General features: G+C 70.6%; 16 protein-coding genes and 1 pseudogene. 11 read left to right on the top strand and 6 right to left on the bottom strand.

What is annotated here, in order from left to right; genetic code table 11:
• Nucleotides 1-353 precede the first annotated feature (353 nt).
• The 4 genes and pseudogenes from ACIRA5_RS20880 to ACIRA5_RS20895 all read left to right on the top strand — a co-directional run bounded on the left by ACIRA5_RS20880 (nt 354) and on the right by ACIRA5_RS20895 (nt 4,676).
• Nucleotides 354-1,567 (top strand): annotated as a pseudogene (locus tag ACIRA5_RS20880) (sensor histidine kinase).
• Nucleotides 1,564-2,244, top strand: coding sequence for a response regulator (locus ACIRA5_RS20885; RefSeq protein ID WP_403692700.1), 681 nt, complete (start codon nt 1,564-1,566; stop codon nt 2,242-2,244). The pseudogene ACIRA5_RS20880 and the gene ACIRA5_RS20885 overlap by 4 nt, the downstream one beginning before the upstream one ends.
• Before the next feature lie 97 nt (nt 2,245-2,341).
• Nucleotides 2,342-3,211, top strand: a complete 870-nt coding sequence (locus ACIRA5_RS20890) for a LysR family transcriptional regulator (RefSeq protein ID WP_403692703.1) — start codon at nt 2,342-2,344, stop codon at nt 3,209-3,211.
• A 313-nt stretch (nt 3,212-3,524) separates the two neighbouring features.
• The gene (locus ACIRA5_RS20895) at nt 3,525-4,676 is read left to right on the top strand and encodes an MFS transporter (RefSeq protein WP_403692766.1); all 1,152 of its coding nucleotides are present in this window, start codon (nt 3,525-3,527) and stop codon (nt 4,674-4,676) included.
• Nucleotides 4,677-4,696: 20 nt separating this feature from the next.
• Here ACIRA5_RS20895 and ACIRA5_RS20900 read toward each other — a convergent pair whose 3' ends face one another.
• The 3 genes from ACIRA5_RS20900 to ACIRA5_RS20910 all read right to left on the bottom strand — a co-directional run bounded on the left by ACIRA5_RS20900 (nt 4,697) and on the right by ACIRA5_RS20910 (nt 6,466).
• A complete protein-coding gene (locus ACIRA5_RS20900; protein ID WP_403692704.1) occupies nt 4,697-5,215 on the bottom strand; it encodes a hypothetical protein in 519 nt (172 codons plus the stop codon).
• A 181-nt stretch (nt 5,216-5,396) separates the two neighbouring features.
• The gene (locus tag ACIRA5_RS20905; RefSeq protein WP_403692706.1) at nt 5,397-5,987 is read right to left on the bottom strand and encodes a DUF6624 domain-containing protein; all 591 of its coding nucleotides are present in this window, start codon (nt 5,985-5,987) and stop codon (nt 5,397-5,399) included.
• Nucleotides 5,984-6,466, bottom strand: coding sequence for an ATP-binding protein (locus tag ACIRA5_RS20910; RefSeq protein WP_403692708.1), 483 nt, complete (start codon nt 6,464-6,466; stop codon nt 5,984-5,986). The genes ACIRA5_RS20905 and ACIRA5_RS20910 overlap by 4 nt, the downstream gene beginning before the upstream one ends.
• 174 nt (nt 6,467-6,640) lie before the next feature.
• Here ACIRA5_RS20910 and ACIRA5_RS20915 point away from each other — a divergent pair, with 174 nt between their 5' ends.
• The gene (locus tag ACIRA5_RS20915) at nt 6,641-7,432 is read left to right on the top strand and encodes an SDR family NAD(P)-dependent oxidoreductase (RefSeq protein ID WP_403692710.1); all 792 of its coding nucleotides are present in this window, start codon (nt 6,641-6,643) and stop codon (nt 7,430-7,432) included.
• A 122-nt stretch (nt 7,433-7,554) separates the two neighbouring features.
• Here the strand turns inward: ACIRA5_RS20915 and ACIRA5_RS20920 are convergent, their stop codons facing one another.
• Entirely contained in the window at nt 7,555-8,967 is a 1,413-nt protein-coding gene (locus ACIRA5_RS20920) for a hypothetical protein (RefSeq protein ID WP_403692711.1), read from the bottom strand.
• 295 nt (nt 8,968-9,262) lie between these two features.
• Here ACIRA5_RS20920 and ACIRA5_RS20925 point away from each other — a divergent pair, with 295 nt between their 5' ends.
• The 4 genes from ACIRA5_RS20925 to ACIRA5_RS20940 all read left to right on the top strand — a co-directional run bounded on the left by ACIRA5_RS20925 (nt 9,263) and on the right by ACIRA5_RS20940 (nt 11,887).
• A complete protein-coding gene (locus ACIRA5_RS20925) occupies nt 9,263-10,084 on the top strand; it encodes a helix-turn-helix transcriptional regulator (RefSeq protein ID WP_097227732.1) in 822 nt (273 codons plus the stop codon).
• 3 nt (nt 10,085-10,087) lie between these two features.
• The gene (locus ACIRA5_RS20930) at nt 10,088-10,333 is read left to right on the top strand and encodes a DUF397 domain-containing protein (protein ID WP_352053324.1); all 246 of its coding nucleotides are present in this window, start codon (nt 10,088-10,090) and stop codon (nt 10,331-10,333) included.
• 213 nt (nt 10,334-10,546) lie between these two features.
• A complete protein-coding gene (locus ACIRA5_RS20935) occupies nt 10,547-11,047 on the top strand; it encodes a hypothetical protein (protein WP_403692713.1) in 501 nt (166 codons plus the stop codon).
• A 30-nt stretch (nt 11,048-11,077) separates the two neighbouring features.
• Nucleotides 11,078-11,887 carry an SAM-dependent methyltransferase gene (locus ACIRA5_RS20940; RefSeq protein WP_403692715.1) on the top strand — a complete coding sequence of 270 codons (810 nt, stop codon included), beginning with the start codon at nt 11,078-11,080 and terminating at the stop codon, nt 11,885-11,887.
• On the opposite strand, the gene ACIRA5_RS20945 is transcribed toward ACIRA5_RS20940, so the two are convergent.
• The gene (locus ACIRA5_RS20945; protein ID WP_403692716.1) at nt 11,888-13,285 is read right to left on the bottom strand and encodes an FAD-binding oxidoreductase; all 1,398 of its coding nucleotides are present in this window, start codon (nt 13,283-13,285) and stop codon (nt 11,888-11,890) included.
• 134 nt (nt 13,286-13,419) lie between these two features.
• Nucleotides 13,420-13,935: a pep a2 gene (locus tag ACIRA5_RS20950; protein WP_403692720.1), complete on the bottom strand. Its 516-nt coding sequence runs from the start codon at nt 13,933-13,935 to the stop codon at nt 13,420-13,422.
• Between the two features lie 304 nt (nt 13,936-14,239).
• On the opposite strand from ACIRA5_RS20950, the gene ACIRA5_RS20955 reads away from it, so the two are divergent.
• Both ACIRA5_RS20955 and ACIRA5_RS20960 read left to right on the top strand, forming a co-directional pair.
• Nucleotides 14,240-14,551 carry a DUF5133 domain-containing protein gene (locus ACIRA5_RS20955; protein WP_403692722.1) on the top strand — a complete coding sequence of 104 codons (312 nt, stop codon included), beginning with the start codon at nt 14,240-14,242 and terminating at the stop codon, nt 14,549-14,551.
• Nucleotides 14,552-14,628: 77 nt separating this feature from the next.
• Nucleotides 14,629-16,513: maltotransferase domain-containing protein (locus ACIRA5_RS20960; RefSeq protein WP_403692724.1), on the top strand; the 1,885-nt coding region annotated here is incomplete at its 3' end.

Raw genomic sequence — 16,513 nt, forward strand, 5'->3', positions numbered from 1 at the left:
CGCCTCATAGGCGCAGGTGAGCGGGGTCTGGTGCGTGCGGCTGCAAGGCGGAGGAGGGAGTCATGGCGGAGCCATGGCGACCGACGACAACGCCGCAGATGTGCGTGCCAGACCCCGCGTCTGCGGCATGATCCGCCGGACAGGCCCTAGACCGACGCCCACGTTCGCCCCGGTGTCCCCCGGCGGGCGTGCGCGGCGGACCGCTCGTCCTGCTCAGGTAGGACATACCGGTCGTTCGGTACTGCGTTCTCAGTAGTCGGGAGAGTCGGCCGACACATGACGACGGGACGCCCCTGCTCAGGCAAGCTGAAAAGGTTCACCATGGTCACAGCACCCGACAGGAAACCCTCCCGATGAACACCAGCCGGCAGCGGTTCGCCAAGGACCACCCCCGCGTCCTACAGGTGGCGGTCGTTCTGCTGCTGTTCGCCGCCACCGCTCTCGGCAGCACCTGGACCAGCGGGGAACCCATCGGCCGCCACATCACCCCGTGGCCGGGTGTGCTCCTGGGCGGCATCGGCGCCCTGGCCCTGATGTGGCACCGCAGGTACCCGCTCACGGTGGTAGCGGTGACCGCGGCCGCCGCCAACGCCGCCAGCGCCCTGGGCTATCTGATTACTCCCCTGCTGCTGGCACCGCTCATGGCCGCGCTGTACTGGCTGGCCGTCCAGACCGACCGCAGGACCGCGCGCGTCGGCCTGGCCGGCACCGCCGCGCTGCTGGTCACCACCGCGCTGCTCGTCGACTCCTATCGCCATCCGCTGTCCCTCGTCCTCGCGACGGTCGGCCCCGTCTTCTGGGTGCTGGTGCCCATCACCTGGGGCACCGCGACCCGGCTGCGGGCCGACTACCTGGAGGCCGTGCACGCCCGCGCGGAGATCGCCGAGCGTACCCGTGAGGAGGAGGCGCGGCACCGGGTGGCCGAGGAGCGCATGCGCATAGCCCGTGAGCTGCACGACGTCGTCGCCCACCACCTTGCGCTGGCCAACGCGCAGGCCGGGACGGCCGCCCATCTCGCGCGCAGCCATCCCCAGCAGGTGCAGAAGATCCTCGACGACCTCGCCGGCACCACCGCATCGGCGCTGCGCGAACTCAAGGCCACCGTCGGGTTGTTGCGCCAGACCGACGACCCCGACGCGCCGCTGGAACCGTCCCCGGGCCTGGACCAGCTCTCGGAACTCACGGCCGCGTTCGCGACCGCCGGGCTCAAGGTCGACGTCACCACCGAGGGCGCGGCATGCCCGCTGTCACCGGGAGTGGACCTGACCGCCTTCCGCATCATTCAGGAGGCGCTGACCAACGTCACCAAGCACGCCGCCTCGGACACCGCACACGTGCGGCTCGTCTACTCCCACCACCGGCTGACCATCACGGTCACCGACGAGGGAGAGACCACGGTGACCGCCGCTCCGGCCCCGGGCCACGGTTTCGGCTCATCGGCATGCGTGAGCGCGCCCTGTCCGTGGGCGGCCGACTCAGGGCCGATCACCGGGCCGAGGGCGGCTTCGAGGTCACCACGGATCTGCCGCTGTACACGCCCGCCCCGGAAGAGGACCGCACCCCATGACCATCAGTGTGCTGCTCGCCGACGATCAGGCCCTGCTCCGGGCGACCTTCCGGATCCTGATCGACTCCTGCCCCGACCTCGAAGTCGTCGACGAAGCCACCAACGGCAAAGAAGCCGTCGACCTCGCCCGCATCCACCAACCCGACGTCGTCCTCATGGACATCCGCATGCCCCACACCGACGGCCTCACCGCCACCGCCACCATCTGCGCCGACCCCCACCTCGACTCCACCCGCGTCCTCATCCTCACCACCTTCGAAATCGACGAATACGTCGCCCAGGCCCTCCGCGCCGGAGCCAGCGGCTTCCTCGGCAAGGACGTCGGCGCCGACGCCCTCCTCGACGCCATCCGCACCGTCGCCGCCGGCGACACCCTCCTCTCCCCCCAAGCCACCCGCACCCTCATCACCCGCTTCCTCACCACCCCCACCCCCAACGCCCCCCTCGCACCCCCCGAAGCCCTCACCACCCTCACCGCCCGCGAACGCGAAGTCATGGCACTCGCCGCCGAAGGTCACTCCAACAGCGAGATCGCCGACCAACTCACCGTCAGCCCCCTCACCGTCCGCACCCACGTCCACCGCGCCATGACCAAACTCGGCGCCCGCGACCGCGCCCAACTCGTCGTCATCGCCTACCAGACCGGCCTCGTCACCGCCACACCCCCCACCCCCTGACACCGCACCACGCCGGGAGGCCGCCCCGCCCCGTCCTGTGCTAACCCAGGAGGAGCAGGATCTCTGCGAGAGATGAACCGGGGCATCGGGAGAGGACATGGATCTGCGACAGATGGAGGTCGTCGTCGCGGTGGCCGAGGAAGGCGGGTTCACCGCCGCGGCGCAGCGGCTGCACGTGGTGCAGTCCGCCGTGTCGAGCACCGTGCGCGCGCTGGAGCGGGAGCTCGGGACCCCGCTGTTCGACCGCACCACGCACCGGGTGTCGCTGACGTCGGCGGGCGAGGCCTTCGTACCGGCCGCGCGGGCGACGTTGCGGGCCGCCGAACAGGCGCGGTCGGCGGTCGACGCCGCGCGGGGACAGCTGCGCGGACGGGTGACGATCGGCACCATGCAGGGAGTGTGGGCCGACCTGCACCGCCCGCTGGCCGCGCTGCGCGCGGAGCATCCGGGCGTGGTGGTGCGACTGCGGCAGGGGGCCGTGACCGACATCCGCCAGGCGTTGCGCGAGGGCACGGTGGATCTGGCGGTGGTCGCCCTCGACCGTCAGCAGCAGCGAGGTCTAGCGACCCGGCTGCTCGCCCGGGAGGAGATGGTGCTGGTGTCCGCGCCGGGCCGGGTCCTGGGCGGGGCCGCGCCCGACGGGAGGGTCACGCTCGCCGAAGCGGCCCGGCTGCCACTGGTGGACTTCACGCCCGGCTGGGCGATCCGCCTCGCCGTCGACCGGGCGTTCCGCGCTGCCGTCGTCGAGCGCGAGTCGACCTTCGAGGTGAACGACATCGTCGCGGCGTCGGAACTCGTCCGCGCCGACCTCGGTGTGTGCGTCATGCCCATCTCGATCGCCGACCGCTTCCCCGACCTGCACAAGCACCGGTTCGACCGGTACGCGCCGAGCTGGAAGGTCATGGTGGTCCAGCCGCGCGGGGAGGCGCCCCCGGCGGTCGCGGCCCTGCTGCGGCACATGGCCTGACGGGCGTGGGGTGGGAGGCGACGGAGGGACGAAGTGGCTCATCCCTCGGCTCGGTCTCTCGGCTCGATCGCTCAGCCCATCTCGTCCGGAGATGACTGACATTCGAAATCATCGCCACGGCAGGGGAAGCACAGAGGCTTCTCGGGCGCTGAGGCAACCGTGCGAGCGGCAACGAGGCCGCTCGACCACCACCCGGCGTTTCCCGAACCGCTCCACCGGTTCCCTTCCCGAGAAGGTGCCTGTGTCCGTGTCCAAGTCGTCCCCCGTCCTCAAGTCACCGGGCCAGACCGCCACCGCGCAGGCGGCGCATGGCGTGCCGGGCTGGCTGGTCGCCCTCTTCGCCGTCGCCTCCGGCATGACGGTCGCCAACCTTTACTACGCCCAGCCCCTGCTGTCCTCGCTGCGCGACGTGTTCCATGTCGGCACGGCGGCGGCCGGCGGACTCATCACCCTCACCCAGGTCGGCTACGTCCTGGGCATGCTCTTCCTCGTCCCGCTCGGCGACCGGCTGGAGAAGCGCGGACTGATCAGCGTGCTCCTGACGGTCACCACGCTCGCCCTGGTCGCCGCGGGTCTCGCCACCAACTTCCCCATGCTGATGATCGCCTCCCTGATCAGCGGAGGCACCTCGGTCGTCGCCCAGATACTGATCCCCTTCGCGGCGAGCCTCGCCCCCGACCACGCCCGTGGCCGGATCGTCGGACGGGTGATGAGCGGCCTGCTCACCGGCATCCTGCTCTCCCGTACCCTCAGCAGCCTGGTCTCCGACGTGGCGGGCTGGCGGGTGGTGTACCTCGGCTCCGCCGCCCTGATGGCCCTGCTGGCCCTGGCCCTGCGCGCGGCCCTGCCGCAGCACGCGCCGACCACGACCATGCCGTACGCCCATGTCCTGCGCTCCACGCTCCAACTGGTGCGCCGCCACCCCGTGTTGCTGCGCCGGGGCCTTTACCAGGCGGCGATGTTCGGTGCGTTCAGCGCATTCTGGACCACCGTGTCGTACGTCCTGACCGGCCCCCACTTCCACTACTCCCCCATCGGTGTCGGCCTCTTCGCGCTCGTCGGCGCGGCCGGTGCGGCCGTCGCCCCGTTCGCCGGTCACTGGGCCGACCGCGGGCTCGTCCGTCCCATGACCGGGATCGCCTTCGCCGTCGCGGCCCTGGCCTTCGCGCTCGCGGGCTTCGGTCAGTCCCACATCACCCTGATCGCCCTGGCCGCGATCCTGATCGACACGGCCGTGCAGTCCACCCTGATCCTCGGTCAGCACACCATCTACCAGCTCGACCCGAACGCCCGCGCCCGCCTCAACAGCGCGTTCATCGCGATCTTCTTCGTCGGCGGCGCGCTCGGCTCCCAGCTCGGCTCGATCGCCTACCACGCGGCCGGCTGGACCGCGGTCACCGTCCTGGGCGCCGCCCTGCCGGTGCTGGGCCTGCTCCACTGGACGACGGAACGCCGTACGGCCTGATCAGTGGCCCGGGGGGCGGGTCACGATCCCGCTTCCCCCCGCAGGAAGTTGCTCACCTGACAGGCGAGGCTGTCCCGCGCCGCGTCGGAGCGGGCGGCGGCGTCGACCGAACCCTCGTAGAGGTCGATGCCGCCGACCCACAGGTACCGGTCGGTCCACTCGTCGTCGACCTTCAGCTGGATCTGGATGTCCACCCGGGGCAGCGAGGCGTCCGGGCCCGCGGCGAAGAGGACCGCGGTGGCCCGGCGCAGGGGGTAGACGTCGTAGCCCTCGATGAACTGGGAGTTCCGCCAGTCCAGGAAGGCGCTCTCGCCGTCGGGGCCGACCCGGATGTCCATCTGGCCGTCCTCGAGATGGATGCCGAAGTGCTCGCCACCACGGTTCTCGACGGTCACCCGGCACCGGAAGTAGGTCAGCCCCTCGGCGGCGTCGTCGCGTCCGCGCGGCGGCTCCGCCCGCTCCACTCCATGGACGCGGACGCGCAGGCCGGCGTGCTCGTCGTACTCCTGCCAGTCCCCGACCACGTTCGGTTCGTGCACGGTCCACCTCTCCACCTCAGAGAGCTGTTTCCTATCTGTGCCCTCAACGGGGTGTCAAATGGGCGGAACGCACCGTGGCCAGCGTTTTTGCCCTCCTTGATCGGCGATCAAGCCGTGCCCAGCCAGAACCCGTGTCCCTGCCACCCGGGGGACATTTCCGTGCGTGCTGCACATCACGTTCTCAGGCGCCGCGGCGCAGGGTCCGCATCTGCTCGTCGAGGGGGCCGAGGCCGACGTCGCGGCGCCGCTCCTCGAGGGTCTCGGGCCGCCTGATCGGATAGGGGCGGAGGGTCGCGGGGTCGACCCGGGTGCCGTAGAACTGGGGCTGACCCAGTTCGACCGCGCAGTGATCGGCGATGTAGGCGTGGTGCGGGCCGGGGCAGCGGCCGTCCGCGGTGGCCTGGGCGATCAGGTCGCGGCAGCGGAGCTGGAAGTCGAGGTCCGGGGCGTGCAGCAGGATCATCAGGGCCGCGGTCGAGGCGGGCGCGCCGACCAGGTCCGCGGCCGGCCAGCCGTGTCGGCGGACGATCGTCCCGAGGGCGTCGGCATTGGTCCTGCGGCATGCGACGAGGCCGCGCCGGACCTGTGCGGTGGGGTTCGTCCGCGCCTGCCGCATCAGGTGCCGCTCCTCGTCGGCCCGGCGCGAGAGTTCCCGGGCGAGCGCGGCGGCGAGTGCCGGGAGGATCCCCGCGGACGCGGGCCCCGGCTCCACCGGTGCTCCGTCCGGCTCCGTGGGCGTGCCGACCGTCTGGTGCCCCGGTAATCGGTTCATGGCATGCCCCGGAGCGCCAGGGTGAACCACACCTTCTTGCCCGTGGTGCCGGGGTCGGCCGGTGCGATGCCCCAGTCGTCCGTCAGAGCGGCCACGATGGCCAGTCCGCGTCCCGACTCCTCGGCGCCGCCCGTGTCGCGCGGTCGCGGCAGGGCGGACGAACGGTCGGCGACCGTCACCCGCAGCTCGTGCCCGATGTGTTCCAGGGTGACGGTGATCGTGTCGCGGGGGCCGGGACTGCCGTGTCTGACCGCGTTGGCGAACAGCTCGTCCGTGGCGAGGACAGCGTTGTCGAGGCACTCGGAGGGCAGGCGCAGAGGGGTGAGGTGCTCGGCGACCATGTCCCGCACGCCGGCCGCGCGCGAGGGTTGGGCGGGGACCGTGGTCCGCACCAGGCCGGGGTGTGTCCTGGGCAGTACGGCGGCGTCACGCTGCGGTGAGGGCGACGGCCCGCGGCGCTGAGCCCTGGATGCCGTCATCGGTCCTCCTTCGTTGCAGCGCGGGTGGGGGATGTGCTCGGTGGCTGCCCGTGCAGCCAACAGGGCACGGCCCCGCGCCGACCAGGGGGTATCGGGGTTGTCCGGTTGCAGGGACGTAGTGACATGGGATGTATGTTCGATCAGGTGAGGAACGTGAGCGGGAGCCGGACACCGGTGCGCCCAGACGATCCCACCGGGTGGCCGGGGGTGCGCGGCAAGCGCGTGCTGGTCACCGGTGGAACGCGGGGTCTCGGTGAGCAGATCGTGCGGCTGCTCGCCGCCGAAGGGGCCCGGGTGGCGACCTGCGCGCGCGGCGCGGGCGATCTGGCGGCGCTGGCGGCATCGCTGGACTCCCCGCTGTTCACCCAGGCGCTGGACGTCACCGAGCCGGAGCGCCTGGCGGCGTTTGTCGAGGCCATGGCGAATCGTTTCGGCGGGCTCGACGGGGTGGTGGCCTGTGCGGGCGGTTCGCGCGGCGGCCGCTTCGAGGAGACGGACGCCGAGGACTGGGCGGCGACCTGGGAAGTGAACGTCGGCCATGCCGCGCGCCTGGTCCGGGCCGCGGTGCCGCATCTGCGGGCCGCCGGGGGCGGATCGGTCGTGGTGATCTCGTCGATCTCCGGCTGGAAGCCCGGGCCGCCCGTCCAGTACGGGGTGGCGAAGTCCGCCCAGATCCAGTTGGCCGCCTCGCTCGCCCGTGAACTGGGGCCGGACGGAATCCGGGTGAACGCCGTCTCCCCCGGGTCGATGCTCATCCCGGGCAGGCGCTGGGACCGGATGCGCCGGGAGGACCCCGAGGCGTACGCGGGATTCGTGGCGGCGGAGCTTCCGAGCGGAGCGCCGGTCGCTCCGCAGGAGGTCGCCCGGGTGGTGGCGTTTCTGCTGTCCGACTGGTCGAGCGGTATCTCCGGCGCGCACCTCCCCGTCGACCGCGCCCAGAACGCCCCCTCGCCGGACGGCTACTGAGCCGACCGTTCTCGTCTCAGGGACCCGGCCCGCCCGAGGGACCGCACCCGACTCGGGGACCCTTCCCGTCTCAGCGACCGCTCCCGCTGAGTCACCCACCGGACCGACCGCCGCGCTCCCCGTCATGCGACCGCCCCCAGCACCGCACGGGACCTGCGCTCGAACTCCTGCACCATCGGCTCGTGGCGGCGTGGCTCCAGACGCGTACGGAAGTCACGCAGGGCCTGGATCGACCGCTCACTGTGCACGGTACTGAGGGTGTCCAGCGCTTCGGTGGCCGCGGCGACGGCCTCGTCGAGCCGGTCCTGCTGGAGATGCGCGGTCGCGAGCACGGATCGGCTGATGGCCTGGCGTCTGCGCCGGTCGGCGTTCGCGCTCAGCGACTCAGTCGCCGTACGTTCGGCCTGGGCGGCGAGCCCCAGGTCACGGAAGCACAGGGCGGCCTCGGCCTGGAGATAGTGGTGGTCGAGGTAGCGCACCCAGACGGATTCCTGGTCGGGGCCCCGGCTCATGTCCAGTTGCCCTTCCGCCAGGCGCAGCGCCTCCGAGGCGTCGCACGAGTGTCCCTGTGCGGCATGTCCGCGTGCCGCCATGGCGTACAGGCGCATCAGTCCGAGTGGGCTGCCCGCCCCCTTCGCGGTGGCGACTCCGGCCCGGGCCAGCGCCACCCCCTCGTCAGGGCGGCCGAGGTTGGTGGCCAGATGGGAGAGCCCGGCCAGGATCTGGCCGCCCAGCACCCGGTCGCGCCCCTCGGCGCACAGGCGCAGCCCCTGGGTCATGTACCGCTGCGCGAGCCCGTACTCCCCCGCGTCGTACGAGCTCCAGCCCGCCATCGCGGCGAGGCGCGCGGCTGCGGCGTACAACTGCCGTTGCAGCTGCGGCGGGGTGCCGCGGCGCTGGAGCATGGGGACGACCTCGGTGGCGAGGTAGTGCACGATGCTGGTGCGCACCCCGCCACCGCCGTAGTGGTTGTCCATCTGGTCGAACATGGCGATCATCGCGTGCACCTGTTCGACGGGCCCGCCACTCGCCACCACCGTCGGACGGAAGGCCTCCTGCTGCTCCAACAGCCACAACAGCCACTCACGTTGGGGATTCGTCAGCGCGGCGGCGACGAAGGGCACCGAGCCGAGGAGACTGCGGCGGGAGATGTCGGTGGAGCCCAGCTCGGCCACGGTGTGCAGGGTTTCCACCACGTCTTCGCCATAGACCAGGGCCCGGCCCGCGACCGGGCGCTGCTGATCGGAGTGGAAGCCGAGGTCCGCGGGCGACACGGCGCGGCCGAGCCGTCCGGAGAGTACGGCGGCGATCAACTCCGGTGTGGTGCCCCGCGGTTGCTGGCCCTGGAGCCAGCGGGTGACCGACGCCTTGTCGTAGTGGGAGTCCACGCCTTGGCGGCGGCCCAGTTCGTTGACCCTGAGGGCGAGGGAGGCGTAGGAGGAACCGGCTTCCTTGAGGGCGACCGCCAGCGCCGAGTTGGCCCCGCCGGGGCCTTTGCCTGCGCTCCTTGATTGTCCGTCGGTCACGGTGGCCACCCAGGTCTCGCATCACGGTCCGTACCGCTGCGCCCGTATCTGCGGGTCCTTCAATGTCGTTACGGCACAGCACAGTTGAACGTATGTCGCCAGGGACTGTGCGACAGGTCACTCGATCACTATGGTCGCCGACAGGCTCAACACGCAACCGGCGTTCTGATAATTTCAGAACGATCCGCATCACCCTGTCTCTGTCAACGACCGCGTGGCACACTGCACGCTGTGATACAGCCGTACCGGGAGGTAGGACGTGAGTGACAACCGCTCGGGCGGCAGCGCACCCACGGTCCTGCGGATGGTTCTCGGCAAGCGGCTGAAGCAGCTGAGGGAACAGGCGGGAGTGTCGTTCGAGGAGGCGGCACGGGCGATCGAGGTCACTCCACTGACGGTCCGCCGGATCGAGAAGGCCGAGGTCGGCCTCCGGATCCCCTATGTGAAGGAGTTGCTGCGCACCTACGGGGTGCCGGCGACGGAGATCGACGACTTCCTCGCGCTGGCCCGGGAGGCCAATCAGCCGGGCTGGTGGTACAAGTACCGCGACGTGCTGCCCGAGTGGTTCAGCGCCTACGTGAGCCTGGAGAGCGAAGCCAGCGTCATCCGTCTCTACGAACCCCACTACGTTCCGGGCCTGTTGCAGACGAACGACTACGCCACCGCGCTCATGCGCGTGGGCTTCCCCAACGAGTCGAAGGAGGACGTCGCCCGTCGTGTCGCCCTGCGGACCAGGCGGCAGGACCTGCTCGCCAAGCCGGACGCGCCCGCCATCTGGGCCATCCTCGACGAGACGGTGCTGCGCCGCCCGGTGGGCGGGGCCGAGGTGATGCGGGCCCAGATCGACCGGCTGCACGAGGTCCTGGACATGCCGAAGGTCCGGATCCAGGTCATGCGCTTCGGAGTGGGGGCACACCCCGGCGCCTTCGGCCCGTTCCACCACTTCCGCTTCGGCTTCTCCGAACTGCCCGACGTCATCTACACGGAAAGCCTCGCCGGCGCGGTCTATGTCGACCGGCCCGGCGACGTCGTCACCTATCTCGAAGTACTGGACCGGATGTCCGTGCAGGCGGAACCGGTCGCTCGGACCAGGGCCATCCTGGCTGAATTGCGTAAGGAGTTGTGATCCATGGGATTCAAGGACCCCATTTACAGTGGCATGCCGGCCGTCGACCTGGGCACCGAGGGCTGGGAGAAGCCCTGGAGCGGTACGAACGGCGGGAGTTGTGTCGAGGCCAAGCGGCTGCCCGACGGCAGTGTGGCCTTCCGCCAGTCCACGGACCCGGACGGGCCCGCGCTGGTGTACACCCGGGACGAGATGATCTCGTTCCTCGAAGGCGCGAAGTCCGGCCAGGCCGACTTCCTCGTCGCCTGACGCGCTCACCGACCGCCTGAGGCCGGGAGAGCCGTCCGCTCCTCGGGCAACCACCGGAGCCGCACCATCACCACACCCGCACCACCACTACGCCCGCACAACCGGACAACCCGCACGCCCACTCCCGCCGTGCGGGTCGTCCGTTCACACTGAGGGAATCGGTCGTCCCGGAGGGAGCGGTATGCGCACCGGTCCTTGTCGCGAGGTGCGGGGGTGATCCTCGGCCAGGCCCTCGCCCAGTGCCGGACCCTGGTCGTCGACGGTCCGGACGGAATCGGCAGAAGCGCCCTGATCGCCGAGCTGGCCCGGCACGGATTTCTGGTCCGGCGCTGCCGCGGCCCCCTCCATCATGTGGACCCCACCCAGCCGTACCGCGAACTCCTCGCCGCGTCAGGCCGGTTGGCCGTCGACGGCAGTCTCGTCCACGAGCTGGTCTACGGACCGCTGCGCCGCGGACGCTCCCGGGTGACCTGGATCCAGGCCCTCGACTTCGCCGAAGCGGTGGCGGAACGCGACGGGGCCCTCGTCCACGTGACCGGCGAGACGGACGACACGGAGGCGGTCGACGCGTACGAGCGGGCGCTGCACACCCTCGCCCAGCATGTCCCCGTGGTGACCCTGGAGGCCAAGGACCTCGGCCACCCCATCCGCGGCCCCGCCTGCCCGCACCATCAACTCGAGTGGTGTGAAAGGCAGTTGACGGTAGGTTATTGACAGACCGCGTGACGGAGGCAGGAGACATCCATGGCAGACGGCCGGCCCAACCCCGACCAAGAGGCGTTGTCCAAGATCGACACCACGGTGCCGCACTCGGCCCGCATCTGGAACTACTGGATGGGCGGGAAGGACAACTACGAGGTCGACCGGATCGCGGGCGACGCCTACCGCGAGGTCGCGCCGAACATCGAGACGATGGCCCGGGCCTCCCGCGAGTACCTGATCAGGACCGTGACCTTCGTCGCCGGTGAGCTCGGCATCCGCCAGTTCCTGGACATCGGCACCGGCCTGCCCTCGTACGACAACACCCACCAGGTCGCCCAGCGGGTGGCGCCCGAGTCGCGCATCGTCTACGTGGACAACGACCCCCTGGTGCTGCGTCACGCCCAGGCACTGCTCACCAGCACCCCCGAGGGCGTCACCAACTACATCGACGCGGATCTGCACGAGCCCGAGAAGATCGTCGAGGCGGCGAGCCGGATCCTGGACTTCGACCAGCCCGTCGCCCTGATGCTCATGGGCATCCTCGGTCACATCCAGGACTACGAGGAGGCCAAGTCGATCGTCCGCACCCTCCAGGCCGCCCTGCCCTCCGGCAGCTACTTCGTGCACTACGACAGCACCGACACCGACGCCGCGCTCAAGCAGGCCCAGCAGGGTTACGACGACACGGGCGCCGTCCCCTACGTGCTGCGCAGCCCGGAGCAGATCACCGCGTACTACGAGGGCCTGGAGCTGATCGAACCCGGCATCGTCTCCTGCCCCCGGTGGCGCCCCGAGCCCGGCACCACACCGGAACCCACGGATGTGCACGGCGGGGTGGCCCGCAAACCGTGATCAGGTACGCGGCGCCGGTCGGACGTTCTGGTTGAGGCGGAACAGGTTGTCCGGGTCGCGGTCGGCCTTGATGCGGGCCAGACGGGCATAGTTGTCGCGGTAGCTGGCCCGTACGCGCTCCTGGCCCTCGTCCATCATCATGTTCACGTAGGCCCCGCCCGCGGAGTACGGGTGCAGGGCGTCGGAGTAGTCGACGCTCCACCGCTTGACGCGCTCGGCGCCGGCCGGATCGGAGTCCACGCCCGCGTACACGGTCGCCCAGCGCGCGTTCCGGTAGCTCCAGGCGGTGTCCGCCGGCGCGATGTCGTGGACGGCGCCGTCGATCGGGTACAGGTGCATCGTCGATTTCCAGGTCGGCGGTGTTGGGCCGTACCCGAGGTGCGACGCGACCGCCTCGTCGGGGATCTCGTCGACGAAGTCCGCACGCCAGTACCACTGGTCGCCGGGCGGGTAGATCCCGTCGAACGCCGACTGGAGCGCGGGATACGGCATCGGCGCCGCTCCGTGCAGCAGCGGCTCGGGTACGGCGTCGAGGAGGGGTGCCATCTCCGCGGCCGCCGCGTCGGTGTCGTCCCCGACGCGGCACCAGACGACCCCGCACACCTTGCGCAGATGGATCTCCTCGGGGAACGGCGGGCCGGGCGGCACGGAGCCGAACAGGAAGAAGCCGTTCAGTTCGCGGGGGGCGTCCGGGAGGAAGCCACGGTAGGCGGTGAGGACTTCGGCGCCGACTTCGGCGGGCCAGAAGGTGGGGCCCGCGACCACGGTGCTCACCTCGTGCAGCCGGAACAGGAACGAGGTGACGACTCCGAAGTTGCCGCCGCCCCCGCGGATCGCCCAGTACAGGTCGGTGTTCTCCGTGTCGCTCGCGCGCACGCGCTCGCCGCTCGCCAGGACGAGGTCGGCCGCCAGGAGATTGTCGACGGTCAGCCCGTACTTGCGGGTGAGATGCCCGATGCCGCCGCCCAGGGTGAGGCCCGCGACTCCCGTCGTGGAGATGATGCCGGCGGGTGTGGCCAGACCGTACTCGTGGGTGGCACGGTCGACCTCGCCCCACACACAGCCGCCCGAGACCCGTGCCGTGCGGGCCCCTGGATCGACCTCGATGTCCTTGAGCGGTGAGAGGTCGAGGACCACGCCGTCGTCGCAGACCCCCAGGCCCGCGCCGTGGTGGCCGCCGCCCCGCACGGCGAGCGGGAGGCCGTGGTCGCGGGCGAAGCCGATGACGTGGGAGACGTCCTCGGCGCCGGCGCACCTCGCCACCAGGGCGGGCCGCCGGTCGATCATCGCGTTGTAGACGGTACGTGCCTGGTCGTACCCGGAGTCGCCGGGTGCGACCAACTGCCCCTTGAATTCCGTCAGTTCCTGGCGCGCCGCCTCTGCCGTCGTGATGGACATACGCCTCCCCCACCTGGGGACCGGTTCAGGGCACCCGTGTCGGGGCCCTGGCTCCAGTCTCCCTCCGATGGATCCGACGCGCCTGTTCTGCACAACCGCCGGGGCGGGTGGTCCCCGCCCCTCGGTCGTCGTGATCACGTCACAGCGATCACGGCCTCCGCGTCATGTCGCGACGCCGCGAGCGCCGGTTCCGGCAGCGCCACCTGACGCGGCGTCCGGCGCGCCTCCCGCAGGCTGGGCATGGGCGTGGCCGGGACCAGCGGCGCATGCTCGGCAGCGCGGGCCCGCCAGGAGAACCAGATGATCTTGCCGCCGGCGCCGGTGGCGCAGCAGCCCCAGCCGTCGCTGAGAGCGGCGATCTGCGCCAGACAGCCCTGGGGCTCGTTGTGCGGGCGGAGATCCTGGTCGTTGTCGGAGACCGCGGTGATGAGGTGGGAACCGTTCCACCACATCTCGATGGTGGTGTTCTTGTCCGTCGCATGCCGGTCGATCGTGTGCAGCAGCGCTTCCGCACAGTGGCAGACGGAATCGACGAGCGTATCCAGGTTCCAGTACCGGAGATGGGCCCCCAATATGCGCTTGACCTGGCCAACCCGCTCCGGGCTGACCTCCACGTCGAGGTGGTAGTAGCAGGGCACTGCAGGTTTCATCTTCGTTGGCTCCTCACGGCGAAGCTCTCGCCTCTCCTCGCCCTTCTCGGACCGAGCCCCGATCACGAAGCGTGAGCACTGATCGCTTTTGAGTCAGTCCCAGAGTGCGAGTGCTACTCCGTTCGTGCAACACGACAGCCCGAGCCCATGTGGTTGAAGAGCCAACAAGACGCTGAGTGCCCGCACAGGCACCATGAGTGAGGGCACCGCCCTCCGTAGTGGGTCGGTGCCCTTCCGTGCACGGCCGTCCGGCATCAGCCGGGTGTCCCGTGCGCAGTCGCGAGAGTGGAAAGGTGACCGGCCCATGCTGCTTCCTGCCAAAGCCGAGGTCGCCAGGCATCTGGAGCAATACCGGGCCTGGGAACGCCTGTTGCTCATGGCCCCCGCCGACCACACGGTGCGGGGCAACTTCGAGAACACGGGGTACACCCTGTGCGTGCTGATGGGGAAGCGCTGCGCGCGGGAGGCGGTGGACGCCGCCGAGCACTATCTGCGGGACGAGGCACCGGCTGCCGCGCTGTCGTCGATGACGGTGACGCACAGCGCGCGGGGCGCTCAGCTCTCCCAGGGGCCTCAGGGGCGGGGAGCGGGTCGAGCGGTCGGCAGGCGTCCCTGAGACGGACCGTGGTGTCGGGAATTTTCGGTGCAGCTCTGAACCGAGGGGGCAGGGCGCGAGGACGGCGGAGGCGAAACATGGAGGCACATCCGGCCCATGGCCGTAACCCGATCGGGCGTATCCCGATCGTGGACGTCCAGCCGGTCGTCGAGCACGGCCGGCGCCCCGCCAAGGCGGTCGTCGGGGAGACCTTCGAGGTCACCGCCACCGTCTTCGGCGAGGGCCGGGATGTGCTCGGCGCGGAGGTCGTCCTGTACGACCAGAACGGCCGGCCCGGCCCGCGCGCCCCGATGCGTGAACTCGCCCCGGGCACCGACCGCTGGGGCGCCGAGGTCACACCGGAATCCGTGGGCCACTGGACCTGTCTGGTGGAGGCCTGGAGCGATCCGGTGGCAGCCTGGCGCCACACCGCCGCCATCAAGGTCCCGGCCGGGATCGACGCCGGTCTGGTCCTGGAGGAGGGCGCCGCGCTGTACGAGCGGGCCGCGGACGCGGTACCTGACCCGGCCGGCCAAGCGGTCGTACGCGCCGCGGCACACGCCCTGCGCGACGACTCCCGGCGGCCCACGGCTCGTCTCACCGCCGCCCTGACCCCGGAAGCGACCGCGGTGCTCACCGCACACCCCCTGCGCGAACGGGTCTCCCGCTCGGTGCCGATGCCCCTGCTCGTGGAACGGAAGCGGGCGTTGTACGGCGCCTGGTACGAGTTCTTCCCGCGTTCGGAGAGCGGACAGCTGGACCCGTCGGTGCACGGCACGTTCCGCAGCGCCGCCGAACGCCTGCCCGCCATCGCCGGGATGGGCTTCGACGTCGTGTACCTCCCGCCGGTCCACCCCATCGGGACCACCTTCCGCAAGGGCCCCAACAACAGCCTGTCGGCGAGCCGTCGGGACGTCGGCGTGCCCTGGGCAATCGGTTCTCCCGAGGGCGGCCACGACGCGATCCACCCGGATCTCGGCACGATCGAGGACTTCGACGCGTTCGTGCGCCGGGCCACGGAACTGCGGCTCGAGGTCGCGCTCGACTTCGCGCTCCAGTGCTCGCCGGACCATCCGTGGGTGCAGAAGCATCCCGAGTGGTTCCACCACCGGGCCGACGGGTCGATCGCGTACGCGGAGAATCCGCCGAAGAAGTACCAGGACATCTATCCGATCGCCTTCGACCAGGACATGCCGGGGCTGGTCCAGGAGACGCTGCGGGTGCTGCGCCACTGGATGGACCACGGCGTGCGGATCTTCCGCGTCGACAACCCGCACACCAAGCCGGTCCTCTTCTGGGAGCGGGTCATCGCGGACATCAACCGCACCGACCCTGACGTGATCTTCCTGGCCGAGGCGTTCACCCGGCCCGCGATCATGCACACGCTCGCGGCGGTCGGCTTCCAGCAGTCGTACACGTACTTCACCTGGCGCAACACCAAGCAGGAGCTCACCGACTACCTCACCGAACTGTCGAGCGCGTCGGCCGCCTTCATGCGTCCCAACCTCTTCGTGAACACTCCCGACATCCTGCCCGGCCATCTCCAGCGGGGCGGTCGGCCCGCCTTCGAAGTACGCGCCGTGCTCGCCGCCACCCTCTCGCCCTCGTGGGGGGTCTACGCCGGGTACGAGCTGTGCGAGAACGCTCCGGTCGGGCCCGCCAGCGAGGAGTACCGGAACTCCGAGAAGTACGAACTGCGTCCACGTGACTGGGAGTCGGCCGCACGCGAGGGCCGCACCATCGCACCGCTGATCACGGAGCTGAACCGGATCAGACGGCGGCACAAGGCTCTGCACGCGCTACGGAACCTGCACTTCCACCAGACCGACAACGAGGCCCTGATCGCCTACAGCAAGCGCTCGGACGACGACACGGTCGTGGTGGTGGCCAACCTCGACCCCCACCACACCCAGGAGGCGACGGTCTCGTTGGACATGCCGCAACTCGGCCTGGACTGGCACGAGTCCGTGCCGGTGCGCGACG

The organism is Streptomyces sp. NPDC096311, from assembly GCF_044763085.1.
Taxonomy (GTDB): Bacteria; Actinomycetota; Actinomycetes; order Streptomycetales; family Streptomycetaceae; genus Streptomyces.

Bases quoted from the DNA above. Each gene is read 5' to 3' on its own strand.
- ACIRA5_RS20950 (WP_403692720.1), bottom strand. From the start codon at position 13,935: ATGAAACCTGCAGTGCCCTGCTACTACCACCTCGACGTGGAGGTCAGC.
- ACIRA5_RS20955 (WP_403692722.1), top strand. From the start codon at position 14,240: ATGCTGCTTCCTGCCAAAGCCGAGGTCGCCAGGCATCTGGAGCAATAC.
- ACIRA5_RS20905 (WP_403692706.1), bottom strand. From the start codon at position 5,987: ATGAACCGATTACCGGGGCACCAGACGGTCGGCACGCCCACGGAGCCG.
- ACIRA5_RS20945 (WP_403692716.1), bottom strand. From the start codon at position 13,285: ATGTCCATCACGACGGCAGAGGCGGCGCGCCAGGAACTGACGGAATTC.
- ACIRA5_RS20930 (WP_352053324.1), top strand. From the start codon at position 10,088: ATGGGATTCAAGGACCCCATTTACAGTGGCATGCCGGCCGTCGACCTG.
- ACIRA5_RS20890 (WP_403692703.1), top strand. From the start codon at position 2,342: ATGGATCTGCGACAGATGGAGGTCGTCGTCGCGGTGGCCGAGGAAGGC.
- ACIRA5_RS20910 (WP_403692708.1), bottom strand. From the start codon at position 6,466: ATGACGGCATCCAGGGCTCAGCGCCGCGGGCCGTCGCCCTCACCGCAG.
- ACIRA5_RS20925 (WP_097227732.1), top strand. From the start codon at position 9,263: ATGGTTCTCGGCAAGCGGCTGAAGCAGCTGAGGGAACAGGCGGGAGTG.
- ACIRA5_RS20940 (WP_403692715.1), top strand. From the start codon at position 11,078: ATGGCAGACGGCCGGCCCAACCCCGACCAAGAGGCGTTGTCCAAGATC.
- ACIRA5_RS20885 (WP_403692700.1), top strand. From the start codon at position 1,564: ATGACCATCAGTGTGCTGCTCGCCGACGATCAGGCCCTGCTCCGGGCG.